Genomic DNA, 19,919 nt, shown 5'->3' with positions numbered 1-19,919 from the left:
GATGACACAAAAAAACCGCCAGGTTATTTGGCGCGGCATCGCCTTGTTGGCGCTGTTGCTGGCTCAATCGGCGTGGGCCGACTGTTATTACAGCGATAAGTCGAGTATCAAGAACGATCTGACGGTCAATGCGCCTTTGGTGACCGGCAATATCAGTATTGGCGCAGATGTGCCGGTTGGCTCAGTGATCTATACGCAAAACTTTAATCCCTCATTCGGCACAGTATGGGTTAAATGCGATACGCCGCAGACGTTCGTCTCGCTGGTGATGGATTATGAAACGCCTCCGTACCCGTTATCGGGGTGGAGCTCGGCGAAATTCGGCAAAGTGTATGAAACCGGCTTGCCGGGGGTGGGCGTATTTATCGATAATCACTCGTTGGATACTTTCACGCTGCCGTATATTTCCAACGGTACGTTAGTGAAAGAGGATAATGGCTGGGCGAATAACTTGTTCAAGTATCGTATCCGCTTAATCAAGACTGGCGACGTGCAACCCGGTACCGTCACCGGCGCCGCTCTGCCCTGCCTGATGACGCGGGTGGGACCGACCGCAGCCCCCTTTACGGCGATGCGGCTGTGCTTTACCGGCGCTATCAACGTGGAAGCGAAAACTTGCACCACGCCCGATGTTTTCGTCGCCATGGGGAAATATGACATGGGGCGACATTTCACCGGAAAAGGCAGCGTAACCGAATGGAAAGACGCCTCGATCCGCCTGCTGGATTGCCCGAGGTTTTACGGCACGGCCGAGGCCCAGTATTCGGATGACGGTACTGGCAGCATTAGCGGCGCGACCGGCAACAGTCTGACGCTTTCGTTGACGCCCAACACGTCGGTGATCGATGACGTCAATGGCGTCATGGGCGTGAAAGAAGGCAGCGGCAGCGCCGGCGGCGTAGGCATTCAGTTGGGATATGGAGCCTCTTTACCTCAGAGCGTACAGTTCTCGCGGGCAATCACCGTGCCGCTTTCTCCTGCAACGCCCACGTCTTTTACTATTCCGTTAAAAGCCCGCTATATCCAAACCGAGCCCACGGTCACGCCGGGTGCCGCCGACGCGACCGTGACCTTTAACATCAATTATTATTGAGTGGGCGGCCTGGTCAACTCAGCCCGCGCTGATTCAGCAGCACTTTATTCAACTCGCTGTTTTTACGCACGTTAAGCTTGCGCATCGCCGAGCGCTTATGGGCGCTGATGGTTTTCTGGCTGCGCTGCAGCAGGCCGGCGATGCTGCAGGCGGACATGCCGCTGCTCATCAACCCCAACACCTTTTTTTCGCAGTGGCTGAGCGCGGCGATGCGGCAGGCCTGGCATTTCCACATGCCGGCGGCGTGCAGCGCCATCCACGGATGCTGAATAAATTTCTCCAGCGCCATCTGCAACTTGAGGCGGATGGCGTAGGCCGAATCGCGCCGATGGATGCTGAACAGCGGCGGCAGGTTTTTCACCTGTTGCTGGGTCGTGTCGTCGAGGATGAGCAGAGTCAGCTGCCGCTGGCGCGGGATGCCGTAGGGGCTCTGGTAACAGCAGGCACAGCCCCAGCGCTCTTCCGGCGTGCGGAACACGATTTCGATGTTATCCAACGCCTGCAGCGCCAGCGGCGAGAACTGCGGGTACCGGCGCTGGCATTCGTTCAGGGAGTGCAGATAATCCTGCAGCAGCAGACGCAGCCCCTGCTGGTAGAAGTTATCGCTGTCGAACAGCGTGAAGCGAATATCTGGCATGGGTGGCTCCTTAAAAGGCCGCGGCACCGCGCCGGAGCGAACGGTGACGGCCCATTGCCGGCGATAGCGCGCCGGGCGTTTTCCTGATTTCCCTGGGGCGGTGCGGGGCTTATTGGTACGCCAGCACAAAATTGGCGACGGACGTGAATTCGCCTTCGGTAATGCTTTGGTTCTGAATCGCGCTCGGCCGCCCTTGTACGTAGGCGGTGAAGTTCAGGTTGTTGGGACCGTTTTGTAACGCGACGGCGCTGGTGGCCTTATTCAGAGAGATGTCCGCACCCTGATGATCGAACAGGGCGATGGCGGCGCCGTTCGCGCCGTTGTTGATCGCCAGCTTGCCCGGCAGCTCTCCGTCTTCGGCGCCGCTGAAGGTCACGCTGACGGATTTGAACACCGTGGTCTTGCAGTCGGTCAGCTTGATGCTGAATGGCACCGGCGTGGTGTGGCCGTAGCGGTACAGGGTTTTGACGATCACCGTGCCCATCTCCACCAGCTGATCGGCGGACTGCGGTTCGATATTGCACGGGCGGCTCACCACGGTGCCGTGGAACTGCACCGGCGCGCCGATAAGCTCGGTGTTCGCCGCCGCCTGCATGGCGGCAAACCACCAGGGCGCGCAGCTCAGCAGCGCTAAAGCGCGTAGACGCATTTTCCGTTCCTCCCTCGGTTACTGGAATGCCGCCACGATGGTGGCCGATGCATTGAATTCCCCTTCGCCGATCTCTGCGCCGCCGTTGGCGAACGGCGCCGCCACCAGGTTCCAGGAGCCGCCGTTGCCGATGTTCGGCACCGGGTAAAACTCATTCGGGATAACCAACTGGCCTTTATGCGTCAGCCGGATGCCGAGATCGTTCTTGTCGGTTTTGAATACCTCGTTGCTGAAGGAGGCCGCCGTGCCCGACACCGCCAGCTTGATATTCAGCGTGCCGTCCTCGAAGCTGCCGCCCTCGCACTGGAAGCGCACCGGAATGCTTTGCGGGTAGTTCGAGCCGTTGAGATCGCTGCCGCCGATCTCGCCGAACTCCACGTTGATCAACTGGCCTTCGTTCACCACGCATTTATCGGGCACGTAGAGGATTGCGGACTGGATAAACACCTGCGCCATCGGGTTGGGGCCGAAACCGCCGTCGGTCGAGCCGAGGCGGCCGTACATCTCGATGATCTGCCGATCGTTAATCTCAACGCCGTTAATGATTTTCTTGCGCACCCGGAAGGTGATCTTGCCTTTGGAGCCGCTGCCGTAGTTGTTGACCTGCAAGTACGGCGGCTGGCAGCGGTGTTGGCTCAGCAGATTCGATTCGTTGTAAAAAGGCACGGTGACGTAGGCGTTCTTGTTGCCGGCAATCCACACCTCGGCTTTTAAATCCAAAAAGTCATTCAGTTTTAAATAGCCGTTGCCGTAGTCGGAGGGAGGCAACGCCGAATCCGACTTGTAAAAGTGCGGGCTGGTGGGGATAGGGGTATCGCAATACACCTTGCCGGTATAGGTGCCGCCCAGATCATAGGGAAACAGTTTGGTGAACCCCACCTGGTTGGTGATGTTGCTTTCATTCAGATCGATATAGAACTGTTTCGGCCCGCCGTCCGGCGTGACATAGCCGTTGGCCCAGGCGGCGGGGGCCGCCAGCGCGATCGCCAGCGGCAGGCAGAGTTTGGTCAGTTGAGTTTTCATTGCGTTCTCGAGCCTCACAGGTAAATCACCTGAATGTGCGCCACGGCGGCGAACCCGGCCGCCATCACCGCCCGCTGGGTGGATTCCACGCTGGCGCTGAACCACAGGGTGTTGCTGCCGGGCTGCAGAATGTAGGGGCGGCTGCGCTGATTCAGCTCCAGCGCCTGGCCCTGCTGGTCTTGCAGCCGCAGGCCGATGCCCTGTACGCCGCCGTTCAGCTTCAGCAGTGACGGGTTGTCGACGTCGCTTTCGCCGAGAAACACCAGCGTGGCGGCCTGCTCACCCTGCAGGTAGAGGCGGCCGGCATCGCCGTTGCGCGGGCCGGCCGGGTTATCCGCCAGCGCGCGCGCGCCCAGCAGGCAATTGCGGAACGAGAGACGAAAACGCACCGGCGCGCTGCGATCGCCGGCGTTGCGGAAGTCGCGTGCGCTGACGTCGCCCAGATCGACGGACTGATCCCGGCTGTCCGGCGTCAGGCTGCAGGGAGAGCTGAGCAGACCGCCGTGAAAGCTGACGGTGCCGGTGGTGCCTTCGATCACGCCCAGCGGCGTTGCCGCCAGCGCGCCGCCGCCGCACAGCAGTGCGCCGAGCAGCAGAGGGCGCAGTCGATCGGTGAATTCAGCCATGCTGGACCTCCTTATTTTTTCTCGGGCACGGCGGTGCAAACGCCGCCATTGCAGACGAAGCGAAGCTCCGGATGGCCGCCGTAGTCGTTGATGTAGGTGATGACGAAGCTGTTCATGCCGGTGTCGTGCAGCTTGAGGCTTTCGCTGGATTTCGGCTTCAGCATCAGCGGCTGAAAACCGCCGATCGCGCCGCCGCCCTGTTTTTGCGTCTGCCGCGTCATGCCGGTCAGGGTGATGTAAAACGGCGTCGGGTTGTCGACGGTGATGGCGCCGCCGCTTTTACGGAACACCAGCTTTTCCTGCCACACTTCACCCTTGGGCGCGACAATCGCCTTCGGCCGGTAAAACAGCTTGATCTGCGTCTGCAGCGCCAGCTGCATCACGTTGGTTTTGGTGCTTTTCGGCGGGATCTCGCGCAGGTTGAAGTAGAACACCGACTCGCGATCCTGCGGCAGGCGATCCGCTTCCGGCGTCTTGGTGATGCGCACCACGCTGCGCTCGCTCGGCTCCACGCGCTGCAACGGCGGCAGCACCACCAGCGGCGAGGTGATTTTCTGATGCTGCTCGTTCTCCAGCCAGGACTGCGCCAGGAAAGGCAGCTCTTTGTTTTCGTTGACGATATTCAGGCTGATCGATTTGGCGTCGCTCACATAAACGGCGCGCGTGCGATCCAGCGATATCGCCGCGTCGGCGGTGGGCAGTACGGCGCTCAGGGCCAGGCCGGCGGCGGTCAGTAGCGTTATCGGGTGTTTGTTCATGTCATTATTTCTCAGCGTTACGGATTACAGGGTGGCGCACGGCAGCAGCAGCTGGTCCAGCGGCTTGGCGGCGCCCGGGATCACGATGCGGCAGCGGCGTTGGCCTTCCCAGGCGACATCCAGTTTTTCCTCCGGCTGTACGCCGGTCAGATAGACCGAGCCGCCGTCGTTGACCACCGCGACCTCGCGGCCTTTCTCGCTCAGCACCGCGGCGCCGAACGGCGGTTCGCTGCCGTCCGCGAGGCGAATGGTGGCCAGCAGCTTGCTGCCTTTCACCACCTCGAAGTGGCGGTAACCGATGGCGCCTTCGGTCAGCGTGCCTTGCACCACGGCGCGAGTGGCCTCGACGTCGTCCGCCAGCTTGTTGACGTCGATACGGGTGTCGGTGTTGTAGTAGCTGGTGATGTCGGAAATCACCGCCAGCCCGAAACGGTTGCTGTAGGCGCGGCCGTTGTTGATCGGCACGCCGGCGATGCCGTCGGTGTCGAGCATCATGCGGCTGCCGCCGTTGCTCGAGTTCTGATGCGCCGCGATGCCGTGCCGGGTCGCGGTGAGACCGCCGCGGAACGAGCCGCCGATCGACGAGTAGCTGTCCTGCTGGTAAGAGGCGCTGGCGTTCAGCGAGCCGAACGAGGCGTTGTGGGTGTAGTACCCGCGCGCCAGCGATTTGCCGGACTGGTTAAAGCCGCCGCTGACCTGCCAGGTATTGTCCGGATCGCTGTAGTCGTTGTACGACGCGGTCTGCGTGACGTCGCCGTTGTTGGTTTGCAGCGCATAGCCGACGCGCCGACGATCGCCGATCGGTACGGTGAAGTTGAGCATCACGCTGTCGTCGGTGCGGCCCTGGTAATAGGTGCGGTAAGCCGACAGCGAGGCGGTGATGTTGCTGATATCGCCGATGCTGAACAACTTGCTGGTCGACAGCCCGTAACGATCCTGGGTTCGCGCGTCCCAATAGGTCTGGTGCGAGTAAGTCAGATAGGTGGTGATCGCCCTGGCGCTGTCTTCCGCCATAAAGGTTTTACTGGCGGTGATGGTATACAGCTCTTTCTGACGGCCGTTGTAATTCTTGTCGTAATCGCCGTAGCGCTCCTGCAGATACTGCGACATGTTCATGAATTTGCGTTGCGAGAAGCGGTAGCCGGCGAAGGTGATCTGGCTGTTCAGCTCGTCGAAGCGTTTGGCGTAGTTGAGCTTGAACGACATGCCGCTGGCGGTCGGCTCGCCGGGCAGGCGAGCGATCGACTGGGTGACGTCCAGCGACATGGCGCCGAACACGTTCAGATCGCGGCCGAGGCCGAGCGCCCAGGCGTTATAGTCGCCGCCGAGCAGCGCGCCACCATACAGCGACCAGGCGTTGCTCAGCCCCCAGGAGAAGTCGCTGGCGGAAAACAGCGGCCCCTGGGTGCGGTGGTCGTAGGCCGAGGTTTTGCCGAGCGCCACGTTGTAGCGCACGTAGCCCGGGCGGGTCAGGTACGGAATGGTGGCGGTATCCACCTGGAAGGTCGAAACGGTGCCGTCCTGCTCTTCCACCTTGACGTCCAGCTTGCCGCGCACCGAGCTGTTGAGATCCTGGATGGCGAACGGCCCGGCGGGCACGGTGGTTTCGTACAGCGTGCGGCCTTCCTGCGAGACGGTGATCTTGGCGTTGCTCTTGGCGATGCCGCGCACTTCCGGCGCGTAGCCCTGCAGGTTAGGCGGCAGCATGCGCTCGTCGCTGGCCAGGTTGAGGCCGGTGAAGCGATAGGCGTCGAACACCCCGGAGTCGAGATAGATCTCACCCAGCGTTAGCTTGGCGGCCTGCATCGGCAGCGCGCGGTAGGCGTAGATCTGGTTCCAGTCGAAACCGGTGCTGCGATCGCCGGCCTGCTGATTGTAATTGGCCTGGTAGTCCGCGCGCAGGCGCCAGGGGCCCAGGTTGGCGCCCAGCGTGCCGTAGCTGCTCAGGTTCTGGGCGGTGTTGTTGTTATGGCTCTGTTTGCCTAGCTGACCGCTGACGTTGTAATCCAGCAGCAGGCCGGGAATGCCGTCGTCCCACTGCTCGGGCGGCGTCCAGTCGGGATCGGAGTATTTCATCCACGCCTGCGGGATGGTGATCGCCAGCACGCCGCCGCCGATGCGATCGGAGATGGTCGCGCCTTTGATGCCGCGAATGTCGGCGCACTGGTTGTCGTGCCACAGGGTGATTTTTTTGGCCGCTTCTTCTTTCAGCGCCATTTTTTCCACCAGATCAGGCGGCAGGCACACCTGGCTGCCGCTCTTGTTATCCGGCGACGGGAAATACTGAATGCTGCGCTGGGGCAGCGTTTTCTGGTTGATCTTGATGTCCAGCAAATAAGCGCCGGGCATGACGTAGTCGGCGTCGGAGAAGCGCGAAAGATCCACTTTGCTGCGCTCGCCGATATCCAGGACGTCGGTATTGAATTCCGTGGCGGAAAATGCCGGACGCACCCAGAGGAAAGACAGAATGACGAGGAGAGGTAGGTGTTTCCGTGTCTGTAATGACGTCATAGCATAATCACTCATGGCAAGTCCGCGCCCAATAGCAGGTCATCCGTACGACCTGAATACGTAATGCTGTGCAGCGCCCGCCGGCGCTAGAGATAAGACAGGGTGAATTTGGCCAGAGAGCTGAAGCCGCCCGCCCGCGCCTTGTCGGGATGCAGGCGCAACTGCGCGCCAAAGCGCAGCGTGTTGTCGCCGGCGACGATCTGGTAATCCGCCGTCGTGCTGCCGAGCGGGATCGGCGTGCCGGCATCGTTCAACAGCTCGATAGCCACGCCCTTCGCCTCGCCGTAAACGCCGAGCAGGGAAGGATCCCCGCTGTCGGCGGTGCCGTCGAACGTGACGTTGGCCGCGCGATAGATGAAGTCAGGCTTCACCTGGCTGGCCAGCTCGCAGTTCACCAGTTTGATCGTGAAATGGCGGCGGCTGCCGATCAGCACCGACTGCCCATCCTGCGAGGCGTCGGTCATGGAAATCAGACCAAAATCGACGGTTTGATCCAGGCTGTCGCTGGCGATGCCGCACGGCGTTTCAACGATGGTGCCGCCCAGGCTGACTTTGCCGTGGCCCTGATTTTTCGCTGCCGCCGCCGCGCTGCCGACGCTGAGCGCGATGAGCAACAGGCCGCAAAGGCGGATAGTCATGCTGGCGTCTCCCTGTCTTTCCCTGTTCCCTTGCCGGTATCCTCGGCATGCAATAAAGCGGGGGATGCCCTGAGACATCCCCTGTGGGGTATTACAGGTAAGCCAGGGTGAAGTTCGCCACGCTGGTGAAGTCGCCCGGCACCACGGCGCTTGAGGCGCTGCTGCCCTGCAGATAAGCGGCGAATTTCAGCGAGTTGTCGCCGTCGTTCAGGCCCTGACCGTCGGTCGCGGTGCCCAGTTCCACCTCTTTGGAGTGCAGGTTGTCGTAGATCACGATGCCGGCGCCGGTTGCCGTGCCGCTCAGGGCCAGCAGTTTGTTGTTGACCGGATCAGGCGTGCCGGTAAAGGTCACTTTGACGTTTTTCATGGTGGAGATGGAGCAATCTTTCAGTTCGATGTTGAAAGGCTGCATGCTGGATTTACCCTGGTTGGCCAGGATGCGGCTGCTGATCTGGCCCATCGGCACGGTTTGGTCAACGGATTCCGGCGCGACGCTGCATGGCGCATCGATAATTTCGCCGGTAAAGGTGACTTTACCGCTGCCCTGATTAGATGCGGCATGAGCAACAGATGCGGAAGCGAAAGCAATCACGGTTGCCAGCATTAATTTATTCAGTTTCATTTCTCAGGTTCCTGTAGAGAGTTTTTAAATAAAAAGAACAGCACATCTAAATCCCCCGCGGCGGCGGCAACGCCATGTCGCCGTCCGTGCGGTTGGAGCCAGATCCTTTTGCTCTGGGCAATACGCCGACATCCGTTATTTATGAGAAATAACGAGATTTGGAAAATCGATAATGGATTTTCTGGTAAATAAAATACGTTTTTTACGTGTGGCGTGTTGCTGGGAATATTCTTGCAAATAATAGTATTGCTTGGAAATAGATTTTATTAAATTAAGTCAAATTCAGAATATAAAACCAAAAGGAAAAAGAAATATATTTGCTTTAAAATCAATAGATCGTATACAAATATTATCCAGTATAAATCACTATATAAATAACGATATGCGAGATATTAGATCGGGGGAAATAGGATGGCACCTACAATTCACAATATTGTTTTGCTAATATCGCTCTGAGGCAGCAGATGATGCATTTCCCTTTAGAAACAAAATATAAAACATAATTTATTGTTTTTATTGTCGTTTCATGGTTGTTTGTTCATGAGGGAATGGGGTTTCTTATTCGCGTTTAGCCAGCGTTTAGACCTAATTGGTTAACAATTAAATAACAATTGCACCGGTAGTGAATTATTCTATCACATTGCGTGATAGGGATTTTTCGCTACCTAACCCATTTTGATTAATCAAATTAAGGCATGTGCTGCTGCCGTTCGCCACATAATGATGACCTAAGTGACAATTAAAGGATTATAAACGGAATGATAACGATGATTAATGCTTGCGGCGGGCGCCGTTGGGCGGGTTTGACCCTATTTCTGCTGTCTCTTATGGCGCTTTCTGGCTGTGCGGGCGGGAGCAAGACAAAACTGAATTCCGTGAAAAAAATCTCACAGAATAATCCTAATGATAAATCCGATGAGCAACGCATCGCGCTTTGTCAGCAGCGGGTTAATTCATTAAAGAATATTAATCCGCAAAGTTATCAAAAACGCATCGCCTATTTTAATGGCCTGCTTTCCAACGCTTCGGGATATGCCGGGGTGCGCGGCAACGTGGATGAGAGTACCCGTAAAGCGATTGATGCTCTTTATCAATATAAAACCGAGAAATTCTGCGCTGACGTCGAGCATGAGCTGATGTCCGATCTGTCCAGCCGGGTTGAGAATCTGTAGCCATGAAGCGATGCGCGCAAGGATGGGCGATGGGGCTTTTGCTGTTGGCGGCGAGCGGGGCCGCTTGCGCCGCCGATGACGGCATTCCCGCGCTGTTGAAGTTTGCCGAACAGCGGCAGGCGCCGCCGGCCGCGCCCAGGGAAGACAGCGCGCGTAAACCGGCGCCCGCACCGGCCGCCAAACCGGCCGCCGTCGCGGGGGCAGACGGCGCTCGTTTAACTTCTCTGAAGCACTCTGTGCAACAGCAGGCGGAGAAAATCCGTCAGCTGGAGCGGCAGTTGGCGGCGGCTCAGGCCGCCGCGGCGCCGAAACGGGAACCGGCCGTCGTCGATATTCGGCCGCTGGCCGATGCCCTGAAGGGATTGCGGCAGGCCGTTGCGCCGGTGCCTGAAGTGAGCGTGCTGTCCGCTTCGTTAACGCGGTCCGAACAGCGCAGTGCAAGTTTGGCGGCGCAGCTGGCGCAGCAGCAGCGGCGGGTGGAGACCTTGCTGGCCGAACGGCAGCAGGCGGCCGAGCCGCCCGCGCTGGCCAGCGAGGCGGACAAGCAGGCGTATGCCGCCGGCGTGTCGCTCGGACGCGACATTCTGCATCTGCAGCAGGAGAACCGGCGCGCGGGGCTGGAGGCGGATCGCCAGCTGTTGCTGGCGGGCATCGCCGATACCCTGGCCGGGCGATTGCGGCTCGATGAAGCCGCCATCGACGGCGCGCTGCACACGGCGCAGCAGCGGTTGCAGCAGGCGCAACAGACGCAGGCGCCGCCTCGGGATGACAACGCCTACCTGGCCAATTTCGTCCGTCAGGAGGGGGTCAAGCAGGATGCGCTCGGTTTCTATTACCGGGTGGACTATGCCGGCAGCGGGGCGATCGGCGCCGACGATCGGGTGGATATCGTGGTGCGCGAAAGCCTGACCGACGGCCGGGTAGTCAAAGACATGGAGCTGGCGGGGACGGTGATCTCGCAGCCGTTGACGCGCTACCCGCCGCTGTTTCGCGCGGCTATCGAGAAGCTGCAGCGCCACGGCGCGATCACGCTGGTGGTGCCGCCGGCGCTGGCGTACGGCAAACAGGGCAACCCGCCGGCGATCCCCCCGAATGCCACCATGATTTACACCCTGCGCATCGCTGACGTGCAGCCGTGAGCGGGGTGCTCAGCAGTAACCACTCAGGAGGAATGCTATGGCCAAGGCGCCGAAAACGTTTGAAAGCAGAAAATCGCTGATGCTGAATGTGTTGCAAGGATTGTGCAGGGAGCGTGTGGAAGGATCTGGGGGCCATCATCCCCCGCCGGAGCAGTGGCCGAAGACGCGCGAGCTGGCGGATAAATGCGGCGAAAATATTTATACCACCCGCACCCTGCTGCTGGCGCTGGAAAAGGAGGGTAAGGTTCACTGCACCCACCGCAGCATCAACAATTCTCTCCGCTGGTACAGCTGCGACGAACAGGCAGCGATAAAAAAAGAGTGATTCGACCCTGGCGGTCGCTTTTGACTATTCCTACAGCTAATCATTAATTAAATTTATCATTTGGCGGGGCGTTTCGCTCCGTCAATCCTTCCCCTCCGTTCGCTGCCATCCGCACAGCCATTGCTAAGATGTTTTTGGCAGCCATATACTTATCGCTCAGACGGGAACAGGTATAGGGAGCCGGCATCGTAATGAAGGAAAAGAAAGACATACTGAGATTGGATGATATTCATTATCAAATAGACAGCCAGGTGATCCTGGATTCCGTCTCTTTCACGCTGGGTGAAGGCGAGTTCAAACTGATCACCGGACCTTCCGGCTGCGGGAAAAGCACCCTGCTGAAAATCATCTCTTCCTTAATGGATCCGACCCGCGGAAAGCTCTATTTCGACGGCCAGGCGATCGACGAGATGTCGCCGGAGGCGTATCGCAAGCAGGTCTCTTACTGCTTCCAGACGCCGTCACTGTTCGGCAATACGGTTTACGACAATCTGGCGCTGCCCTACCAGATCCGCCAGGAACCGCCGGCCGAGCGAAAAATGAAGGCCGATCTGGCGCGTTTCGGGCTGCCGGAGGCGATGCTGACCAAGAGCATCAATGAACTGTCCGGCGGGGAGAAGCAGCGGGTGTCCCTGATCCGCAACCTGCAGTTTATGCCCCGGGTGTTGTTGCTCGATGAGATCACCAGTGCGCTGGACGAGGAAAACAAACGCAACGTCAATGAGATAGTGCATCAGCTGGTGGCGGAACACCGGCTGGCGGTGCTGTGGGTGACGCACGATACCGAAGAGATAGCGCATGCGGACGAGGTGATCACCCTGCGCGCGCACGGCGCCGAGCAACAGGAGCAACAGCATGAATCAGCATAACATCACCAACGAATCCTTGGGCTTGTCGATGGTGCTGGTGGTGGTCGCCATCCTGATCAGCCATCGGGAAAAGCTGGCGCTGGAAAAGGACATTATCTGGAGCATCTGCCGCGCGGTGGTGCAGCTGATCATCGTCGGCTACGTGCTGAAGTATATTTTCGACCTGGATAACGCCGTTCTCACCGTGTTGATGGTGCTGTTCATCTGCTTTAACGCGGCTTACAACGCCAAGAAACGCAGCAAGTACGTCGAACACGCGTTCGTGACGTCGTTTATCGCCATCACCACCGGCGCGGTGCTGACGTTGGCGGTGCTGGTATTGACCGGCTCCATCGAATTTACGCCGATGCAGGTGATCCCCATCTCCGGGATGATCGCCGGCAACGCCATGGTGGCGGTGGGGCTGTGCTACACCAACCTCGGCCAGCGTTTCAAAGGCGAGCAGCAGAAGATTCAGGAGATGCTCAGCCTGGGGGCGACGCCCAAGTTCGCCTCGGCGGCGCTGATCCGCGATAGCATCCGCGCTTCGCTGATCCCGACCGTGGACTCGGCGAAAACCGTTGGGCTGGTCAGCCTGCCGGGCATGATGTCCGGCCTGATCTTTGCCGGCATCGACCCGGTGAAAGCGATCAAATACCAGATTATGGTGACCTTTATGCTGCTTTCCACCGCCAGCCTGTCGACCATCATCGCCTGCTATCTGGCCTACCGTAAGTTTTACAATGCGCGCCACCAGCTGGTGGTCGGCAACCTGAAGTAACGCCATGAAAAACGGCCTCCGCGGAGGCCGTTTTTTTACCCTTGCAGCAGGGCGATGCTCTGGCGGATTTCCCGTTCGATATCCGCCTCGCTCCAGCCGTCCAACTGCGAAGAGAAGGGCTCGAAGGCATAGACGCCGGTGTAGCCCAGACGTTCCAGGTTCTGTACCTGACGGCGGCTTTCCAGCCGATCGCCCGCGCTCAGCATGATGCGCTCTTCATCGCTCAGCGCGCCTTTATCCCGCCCATCCTCCACGCCGGACAGATGCACCAGGCCGATCTGCGCCACCTGGATCTGCGAGTCGAAGTCGGCTTGCGCCACACCGCTCAAATAGTGGTGGAAAGTATCGAGCACGATGCGGTATGGCGCGCCCGAATCGCGGATGATCGCCTGGGTCAGCAGCGACGATCGCAACGAGCTGATGCCGAAGCCCAGCGGCTCGACGTATCCCTGCACGCCGTAGCGGGCAAACAGCGGCGCCAGCAGACGCAACGCGGCGAGGGTATCGTCCCGTTTTTGCTGCTCGCTGCGCGTGTCGTCGGCGCTGCAGTGCGGGCACAGCACCAGCGCCCGGCTGTGGATGGCCTGCGCCTGCGCCAGCAACGCTTCGGCGCGCTGCTGCAGCGCCGCCGGGTCATCCACCCGATTGAACATGCCGAGGGCGTTGATCGTGACGATTTCAATGCCGTATTGCGCGGCGAGCGCGTTGAGCTGCGCGTCGCTCAGATCGTCGGTCACCTTGCCGCTGGGCATGTCGTTGCGCAGCTCAACTTTGCTGAGCCCGCAGCGTTTCACCAGGCGGAAAAAATTGTCCAGGTCGAGATTCGGCGCGATCTTGCGGTTAATACAGAAGCGGTCCAGCGCAATGTTCATGGGGCATGACTCCAGCGATAAGGGGTGAGAGATCAGGATTTGCCGTTTTCCAGCGGCAGCGGCTTGCCGTCGGGCAGGGATTGGCGGTGGCGTTTGGCCAGCACCACCTGTTCCATTTTTTCCAGCGAGACGCCTTTGGTTTCAGGAATATAGCGGCCGATAAACCAGTAGCTGAACAGGCAGCAGGCGGCAAAGATCCACATCGGGAAGGCGCCGTGGAAATGCGAGAACAGGTAAGGGTGGTCGTTGATCATCGGGAACGACTGCGACACCGCAAAGTTGGCGACCCACATGCAGCCGACGGCGATGCTCATCCCCTGCGCGCGCATGCGGTTCGGGAAGATTTCCGACACCAGCACCCAGGCGCCGACGCCCCAGGACAGCGCATAAAACACCATGAAGAACAGCATGCCGAACAGCGCGAAATAGCCGGTGGCCTGCGTGTAGAGCGCGTACGAGGTGAGCAGCAGGCCGGCGATGGCGCCCAGCGTGCCGTAACGCATCAGCGGAATGCGGCCCATGCGATCCATCAGCATGGCGCCGATGACCGAACCGACCAACTGCAGCACGCCGATCCAGATGGTCTGGAACAGCGCTTCCTGCGCGTTTTCGGTGACGGTTTTCAGCACCACCGGCGCGTAATACATCATCACGTTGACGCCGGTGACCTGCTGCAACATGGCGATCATGCAGCCGACGAACAGGATGAACCGCACCCGCACATCGCCGTAGTTCAGCTTCCGGTGCTGCTGCTGTTGATCCTGCTGCAGCGAGTCTTTGATTTCTTTCAGCAGATTCTGCGCGTGGGCGGCGTTGGAGACCTTGGTCAACATCGCCAGCGCCTGATCGTCGCGGCCCATCATCACGTTCCAGCGCGGCGATTCAGGAATGACGAACACCAGGATGCAGAACAGAATGCAGGGGATCACGCCCGAGGCGAACATCCAGCGCCAGCCCATTTCCACCAGCCAGGCTTCGCTGGCGAGGCTGGCGATTTTGAAGTTGACGTAGAAAATCACGATCTGGCCGAAGACGATGGCGAATTGCTGCATGCTGAGCGCCCGCCCGCGCATGTCTTTCGGCGACACCTCCGACATGTACATCGGCGACACGGTGGCGGCAATGCCGACCGCCAGCCCGCCGATGATGCGGTAGATGACGAACCAGGTGAAAGTTGGGGCCAAAGCTGCGCCGACGGCGGACACGGTGAACAGCAGCGCTGCCAGCATCAGCGCCTTTTTACGGCCCCAGCGCGCCGCCAGCGGCCCGGCGGCGAAGGCGCCGACCACGCAGCCGATCACCACGTTGGAGACTGCCCAGCCGGTTTCGGCCGGGCTGAGATCGAAATAGGTTTTCAACGCTTCGATCGCGCCGGAGATCACGGCGGTGTCGTAGCCGAACAGAATGCCGCCCAGGGCGGCGATGCCGCAAATTCGCAATATGTAACCGGTATTGTGCTTACGCTGATATGACATGTGTTGCTCCGATTTTTATCCTGGCTTCCGTCCGCACGGTTAGGGTGTCGGGAAGAGGGCGAGCGGAAGGGTGTGAACCGTGCCTGTCATCAAGGCGATGTCGTCGATAAATGCTGGAACAAACAAGAACATTTATTTCATAATTAGTGAATAATGGAATATTGATTTTTAGATCCAGTTCAAAAAAAACCGTCGCGAGCGATCCGGGCGCCTTGGGCGCTCGGAGGGAGGCGGTAACGGCCGCAGGTCAGGCGCAGTGCGGACTTTCTGTAGCAAAGTCAGTATGCATTAGCGATGGACTCTCCTGCGAAACCGCGCCTTGATTGGCGCGGTAATGAAAGCGCCAACCCGATCGACACCGCAAAATTGCGACCTCACGCACTAAAAACAAATTTTCCAAAACAATTTATTTGAAACTTTTTTTTCAATGAAATAGAGTTTGCTGCATCCGGTCAGGATTTAGCCGGCTTGCCGACGGGGTTTGGCGAGCGGGACGATTAACGCCGCGCCGCCTGGGTGTGGCCAGGCGACAGCGGACTTGAAAAGAGGGCGTGACATGAAAACCGTGGGTAACTTTATTGACGGGCAGGTGTGCCTGAGCAGCAGCAATCAAACCGTCGACGTGCACAACCCGGCCAGCGGGCAGGTTGAGCGACGCGTCACGCAGAGCACCGCCGCCGAAGTCAAACAGGCCATCGACGTGGCCCACCGGGCGTTTGCCGACTGGTCGCGCACCACGCCGCTGCGCCGCGCGCGCATCATGTTCAATTTCAAGGCGCTGCTGGAACAGCACCGCGACGAGCTGGCCGAGCTTATCGTCAGCGAACACGGCAAAGTGTATTCGGATGCGCTGGGCGAACTGACGCGCGGCATGGAAGTGGTCGAATTTGCCTGCGGCATCCCGCATCTGATCAAGGGCGAATACTCGCCGGACGTCGGCAGCGGCGTCGACAGTTTCTCGCTGATGCAGCCGCTGGGCGTGGTGGCGGGCATTACCCCGTTCAACTTCCCGGCGATGGTGCCGATGTGGATGTTCCCTATCGCGTTGGCCTGCGGCAATACCTTTATCCTCAAGCCGCCGGCGCTGGTGCCTTCGGCCTCGGTGCGCCTGGCGGAGCTGCTGAAAGAAGCCGGCCTGCCGGACGGCGTGTTCAACGTGGTGCACTGCGCCAATGAAGACGCGGCGCAGCTGTGCACCGATCCGCGCATTCAGGCGGTGAGCTTCGTCGGTTCCTCCACCGTGGCGGAACATATCTATACCACCGCCAGCGCGCACGGCAAGCGGGTACAGGCCTTCGGCGCGGCGAAAAACCAGGCGATCGTCATGCCGGACGCCGATCTGGACGCCACGGTCAACGCGTTGATGGGCGGCGCGTTCGGCTCTGCCGGCGAGCGCTGCATGGCGCTGCCGATCGCCGTGGTGGTCGGTGACGACACCGCCGACAAACTGATCGCCAAACTGAAGCCGCTGATCGCGCAACTGCGCGTCGGGCCGGGCTTGCAGCAGGGCGGCGAAGAGAATGAAATGGGGCCGCTGGTATCGTCCGCTCACCAGAAAAAGGTGCTGGGCTACATCGATCTGGGCGTGGAAGAAGGCGCCACCCTGGTGGCCGACGGCCGCAATTATCAGGTGCCGGGCTACCCTGAAGGCTACTACGTCGGCGGCACGCTGTTCGACCATGTGAAGCCGAACATGCGCATCTACCGCGAAGAGATCTTCGGGCCGGTGCTGGGCATCGTGCGGGTGCCGGACTATCGCACCGCCATCGACACGGTCAACGGCCACGAGTTTGGCAACGGCAGCGCCATCTTTACCGGCAGCGGCCACTACGCGCGCCAGTTCGTGCAGGAAGTGCAGGCCGGGATGGTCGGCGTCAACGTGCCGGTGCCGGTGCCGATGGCGTTCCACAGCTTCGGCGGCTGGAAGCGCTCGGTGTTCGGCGCGCTGAACGTGCACGGCACCGACGGCGTGCGCTTCTACACGCGCATGAAGACCGCCACCGCGCGCTGGCCGGCCGGACAACAGACGGTGTCTGAATTCAGCATGCCGACGCTGGGTTAAGCGATCGCAGAGTATGAGCGGGCCGTTGCTCCATGGGGGCAGCGGCCTTTGCACGGGGAGTTAACAGGAGAATCGAAATGTCTTCACTGCTTGCCAAATGTCAGGCGCCGAACGCCGAGGGGCGTATCCAGCACGTGACGCCGGAAAATGCCGGTTGGGGCTATGTCGGCTTTGACGTTTACCGCCTGGCCGCCGGGCAGTCGCTGCGGTTGGAATGCGGTGACAAGGAACTGTGTCTGGTACTGGTGGCCGGTATCGCCTCCGTCGCCACGCTGCGCGCCGAATACCCGCATATCGGCAAACGCATGAGCCCGTTCGAGCGCACGCCGCCTTACGCGGTGTACGTGCCGCACCACGATCGCATCGACGTGCGGGCAGAAACCGATCTGGAGTTGGCGGTGTGCAGCGCGCCCGGCAGCGGCCATCTGCCTTCACGCCTGATCACGCCGGCGGAAATCGGCGTGGAGCGGCGCGGCAAGGGGCGCAACCAGCGGTTGGTGCATAACATTCTGCCGGACAGCGAGCCGGCCGACAGTCTGCTGGTGGTGGAGGTTTACACCGACGAGGGCAACACCAGCTCCTACCCGAGCCACAAGCACGATCAAGAATATTCGCCGGACGAGACCTATCTCGAAGAGACGTACTATCACCGCATTCAGCCGGAGCAAGGGTTCTGCATGCAGCGCGTCTATACCGACGATCGCACGCTCGACGAATGCATGCCGGTCTACAATCGCGACGTGGTAAAAGTGCCGCGCGGTTATCATCCGGTGGCGACCCTGGCGGGCTACGACAACTATTACCTCAACGTGATGGCCGGGCCGGTGCGGCAGTGGAAATTCACCTGGGAAAAAGACCACGCCTGGATTAACGGCGACGGCTACCCCGCCGCGCAATAAGCGCTTGAGGCCCGGCTTGCCGGGCTTTCTCTTTATCAGGGGATAAATTTGACCTAAATTTGCCCTCTATCTTGCTCAAATGATAACCTGTCCGCACGCGATTGCTCCCTGGCTGAGTGAATCTAACGAACCGCTGTTATGCAGTGAGAATGCCGGTACACAGGAGGAAAAATTATGACAACCACCATGTCTCAAAAAGCGGCGCGCGAAGGATTAGGTTCGCCCGATCTGTTTGAAGGCGGGGTTTACGTCACAAAAAATGGTGTTGCCGAGCTGTTTGTACAAACGGCGGCTGAGAGAGAGGCCGAAATACGGGAACGCAATCTCGAGCGCCAGTCCAACGCGTTGTTGAAACTGACTATGATGGCGAAGCAAGAGATTAAAAATCAGCGCGGTCTGTCGCCCGAAGAAACCTTGCAGCGGCTGCGTGACGCGCGGAAATAGACCCGAGGTGCAGGATGCCCCAGGAAATACGTTTTACCGTCGCGCCGGCGGCGGAATGGAGCCTGAAAGACATCGAGTCTTATAAGAGCGGAACGATAGGGGCCGTCGCAGCCGGGATGTTCGTGGACAATCTGTTGTTATCGTCCCTCGCGGCAATTGCCGACGATCCCGCCCGCTACCGCTTCAACGCCGTGCTGGCGGGCATGGGAGTGCGGTTGCACGAACGATTGGATCCCGACAGCGAATACCGCGTCATCTATGACTACGACGGCCAAACGGTGGAGATTCTGCTTTTCATCAGCATGAAGCAGGATCTGGAAAGCGCGCTCTACCGCTATTTGTTGCTGCAATAATCCCGCCGCGCCCGAGCCTATCGGGCGCGTTCACATCCGCCTTACTCGTCCCGGGCGTTATTCAGCGCCAGCGAGACCGCCAGCGTTTGCGCCAGGCACATCGAGGCCACCTGCGAACGGAACCCGTCCACCTGCGCTTCACGCACCACGAAACAGACGTCGCTGAACGCGGCCAGCGGGCTGACCTGGCTGTCGGTGATGGCGATCTGCTGCGCGCCGCGCTTGGCGCCCAATTCCACCAGTTCCACCGCCTCGCGGGCGTACGGCGAATAGCTGATGGCGATCACCACGTCTTTCGGTTTCACCATGCTCAGCTGTTCGGTGAACATGCCGCCCAGGCCGTCGATCAGAAATGCGCGGCGCTCCAGATGACGCAGCGCATAGGTGAGGTAGGAGGCGACGCTGAACGAGCGGCGCAGGCCAATCACGTAGATGTTTTCGGCGTTGTTGAGCAGTTCGACGGCGCGATCCAACTGCTCGGGGGCAATCTGCATCGCCAGCTGCTGCAGCGCCTGCGCATTGACCATGGTGAATACGTTGAGAATCTCCGCCGGTTTCTCCGGCGCGACGTTGTCGTCGGTAGAGGTTTGGCGGAACAGGCGCGCGCGCTCGGTATAGTTCACCGTTTCTTCCATCAGATGCTGACGGAACACCTGCTTCATTTCGTTGAAGCCGCTGAAGCCGAAGGCGTTGGCGAAACGGATCAGGGTGGAAGGCGGCACGCTGGCCTGTGCGGCGATGGAGGCAACGGTATCGAAAGCGATGCTGTTACTGTTATCCAAAATATAGCGCGCCACCTGCTTCAAACGCTTGCTCAGCGTTTCATAACGGTGGCGGATCTCGTCCTGTAACAGCGAAAGTTGAGTTGGGTTGTTCATCCATTCGGCTCGCAGTGGGGTGAAGGCGCATTGGCCTGATGCCTGAAATATTGACAGGGTATTTTAACAGACGGAGCGGAAATTTCATTTCCTCAAAAAGCGATTTATTCGATC

21 protein-coding genes are annotated in these 19,919 nt (G+C 59.6%); 10 read left to right on the top strand and 11 right to left on the bottom strand.

The window, feature by feature from the left end; all coding sequences use genetic code 11:
- The first annotated feature begins 1 nt into the window (after nt 1).
- Nucleotides 2-1,093 carry a fimbrial protein gene (locus tag WFM45_RS22930; protein WP_336957350.1) on the top strand — a complete coding sequence of 364 codons (1,092 nt, stop codon included), beginning with the start codon at nt 2-4 and terminating at the stop codon, nt 1,091-1,093.
- Between the two features lie 13 nt (nt 1,094-1,106).
- Here WFM45_RS22930 and WFM45_RS22925 read toward each other — a convergent pair whose 3' ends face one another.
- The 8 genes from WFM45_RS22925 to WFM45_RS22890 all read right to left on the bottom strand — a co-directional run bounded on the left by WFM45_RS22925 (nt 1,107) and on the right by WFM45_RS22890 (nt 8,557).
- Nucleotides 1,107-1,730 carry a LuxR C-terminal-related transcriptional regulator gene (locus WFM45_RS22925; protein WP_176326528.1) on the bottom strand — a complete coding sequence of 208 codons (624 nt, stop codon included), beginning with the start codon at nt 1,728-1,730 and terminating at the stop codon, nt 1,107-1,109.
- Nucleotides 1,731-1,839: 109 nt separating this feature from the next.
- A complete protein-coding gene (locus tag WFM45_RS22920; protein WP_336957346.1) occupies nt 1,840-2,379 on the bottom strand; it encodes a fimbrial protein in 540 nt (179 codons plus the stop codon).
- Nucleotides 2,380-2,397: 18 nt separating this feature from the next.
- A complete protein-coding gene (locus tag WFM45_RS22915) occupies nt 2,398-3,402 on the bottom strand; it encodes a fimbrial protein (protein ID WP_033631878.1) in 1,005 nt (334 codons plus the stop codon).
- A 14-nt stretch (nt 3,403-3,416) separates the two neighbouring features.
- Nucleotides 3,417-4,028, bottom strand: a complete 612-nt coding sequence (locus WFM45_RS22910) for a fimbrial protein (protein WP_004930909.1) — start codon at nt 4,026-4,028, stop codon at nt 3,417-3,419.
- Nucleotides 4,029-4,039: 11 nt separating this feature from the next.
- Nucleotides 4,040-4,786: a fimbrial biogenesis chaperone gene (locus WFM45_RS22905; protein WP_021505171.1), complete on the bottom strand. Its 747-nt coding sequence runs from the start codon at nt 4,784-4,786 to the stop codon at nt 4,040-4,042.
- A 24-nt stretch (nt 4,787-4,810) separates the two neighbouring features.
- Entirely contained in the window at nt 4,811-7,297 is a 2,487-nt protein-coding gene (locus tag WFM45_RS22900) for a fimbria/pilus outer membrane usher protein (protein ID WP_050501228.1), read from the bottom strand.
- Between the two features lie 86 nt (nt 7,298-7,383).
- Nucleotides 7,384-7,935: a fimbrial protein gene (locus WFM45_RS22895; RefSeq protein ID WP_004930899.1), complete on the bottom strand. Its 552-nt coding sequence runs from the start codon at nt 7,933-7,935 to the stop codon at nt 7,384-7,386.
- A gap of 91 nt (nt 7,936-8,026) precedes the next feature.
- Nucleotides 8,027-8,557, bottom strand: coding sequence for a fimbrial protein (locus tag WFM45_RS22890; RefSeq protein ID WP_015379342.1), 531 nt, complete (start codon nt 8,555-8,557; stop codon nt 8,027-8,029).
- Between the two features lie 827 nt (nt 8,558-9,384).
- Here WFM45_RS22890 and WFM45_RS22885 point away from each other — a divergent pair.
- From WFM45_RS22885 to fetB, 5 genes are all read left to right on the top strand, one after another.
- Nucleotides 9,385-9,729 carry a hypothetical protein gene (locus WFM45_RS22885; protein WP_370446676.1) on the top strand — a complete coding sequence of 115 codons (345 nt, stop codon included), beginning with the start codon at nt 9,385-9,387 and terminating at the stop codon, nt 9,727-9,729.
- Between the two features lie 29 nt (nt 9,730-9,758).
- The gene (locus WFM45_RS22880; RefSeq protein WP_336957341.1) at nt 9,759-10,868 is read left to right on the top strand and encodes an FKBP-type peptidyl-prolyl cis-trans isomerase N-terminal domain-containing protein; all 1,110 of its coding nucleotides are present in this window, start codon (nt 9,759-9,761) and stop codon (nt 10,866-10,868) included.
- 37 nt (nt 10,869-10,905) lie between these two features.
- Entirely contained in the window at nt 10,906-11,193 is a 288-nt protein-coding gene (locus WFM45_RS22875) for a FaeA/PapI family transcriptional regulator (protein ID WP_004930885.1), read from the top strand.
- A 191-nt stretch (nt 11,194-11,384) separates the two neighbouring features.
- On the top strand, nt 11,385-12,062 hold the full coding sequence (fetA, locus tag WFM45_RS22870) for an iron efflux ABC transporter ATP-binding subunit FetA (protein WP_033631882.1): 678 nt from the start codon (nt 11,385-11,387) through the stop codon (nt 12,060-12,062).
- Entirely contained in the window at nt 12,049-12,822 is a 774-nt protein-coding gene (fetB, locus tag WFM45_RS22865; protein WP_033631883.1) for an iron efflux ABC transporter permease subunit FetB, read from the top strand. The genes fetA and fetB overlap by 14 nt, the downstream gene beginning before the upstream one ends.
- A gap of 35 nt (nt 12,823-12,857) precedes the next feature.
- On the opposite strand, the gene WFM45_RS22860 is transcribed toward fetB, so the two are convergent.
- Nucleotides 12,858-13,694 carry a TIM barrel protein gene (locus WFM45_RS22860; protein WP_085337647.1) on the bottom strand — a complete coding sequence of 279 codons (837 nt, stop codon included), beginning with the start codon at nt 13,692-13,694 and terminating at the stop codon, nt 12,858-12,860.
- A 32-nt stretch (nt 13,695-13,726) separates the two neighbouring features.
- The gene (locus WFM45_RS22855; protein WP_250602114.1) at nt 13,727-15,169 is read right to left on the bottom strand and encodes a sugar porter family MFS transporter; all 1,443 of its coding nucleotides are present in this window, start codon (nt 15,167-15,169) and stop codon (nt 13,727-13,729) included.
- A 556-nt stretch (nt 15,170-15,725) separates the two neighbouring features.
- On the opposite strand from WFM45_RS22855, the gene WFM45_RS22850 reads away from it, so the two are divergent.
- The 4 genes from WFM45_RS22850 (at nt 15,726) to WFM45_RS22835 (ending at nt 18,927) form a co-directional block, all read left to right on the top strand.
- The gene (locus tag WFM45_RS22850) at nt 15,726-17,231 is read left to right on the top strand and encodes a CoA-acylating methylmalonate-semialdehyde dehydrogenase (RefSeq protein ID WP_015379335.1); all 1,506 of its coding nucleotides are present in this window, start codon (nt 15,726-15,728) and stop codon (nt 17,229-17,231) included.
- Nucleotides 17,232-17,308: 77 nt separating this feature from the next.
- A complete protein-coding gene (iolB, locus tag WFM45_RS22845) occupies nt 17,309-18,130 on the top strand; it encodes a 5-deoxy-glucuronate isomerase (protein ID WP_336957334.1) in 822 nt (273 codons plus the stop codon).
- Nucleotides 18,131-18,304: 174 nt separating this feature from the next.
- The gene (locus WFM45_RS22840) at nt 18,305-18,574 is read left to right on the top strand and encodes a hypothetical protein (RefSeq protein ID WP_004930864.1); all 270 of its coding nucleotides are present in this window, start codon (nt 18,305-18,307) and stop codon (nt 18,572-18,574) included.
- Nucleotides 18,575-18,588: 14 nt separating this feature from the next.
- On the top strand, nt 18,589-18,927 hold the full coding sequence (locus WFM45_RS22835; protein ID WP_004930859.1) for a type II toxin-antitoxin system RelE/ParE family toxin: 339 nt from the start codon (nt 18,589-18,591) through the stop codon (nt 18,925-18,927).
- A gap of 41 nt (nt 18,928-18,968) precedes the next feature.
- Here the strand turns inward: WFM45_RS22835 and WFM45_RS22830 are convergent, their stop codons facing one another.
- The gene (locus WFM45_RS22830) at nt 18,969-19,805 is read right to left on the bottom strand and encodes a MurR/RpiR family transcriptional regulator (RefSeq protein ID WP_004930856.1); all 837 of its coding nucleotides are present in this window, start codon (nt 19,803-19,805) and stop codon (nt 18,969-18,971) included.
- Nucleotides 19,806-19,919 lie beyond the last annotated feature (114 nt).

The sequence above is a fragment of the Serratia sp. KG1D genome, from assembly GCF_037150675.1.
Taxonomy (GTDB): domain Bacteria; phylum Pseudomonadota; class Gammaproteobacteria; order Enterobacterales; family Enterobacteriaceae; genus Serratia; species Serratia nematodiphila.
This window is presented reverse-complemented; position numbering and strand designations above follow the sequence as displayed.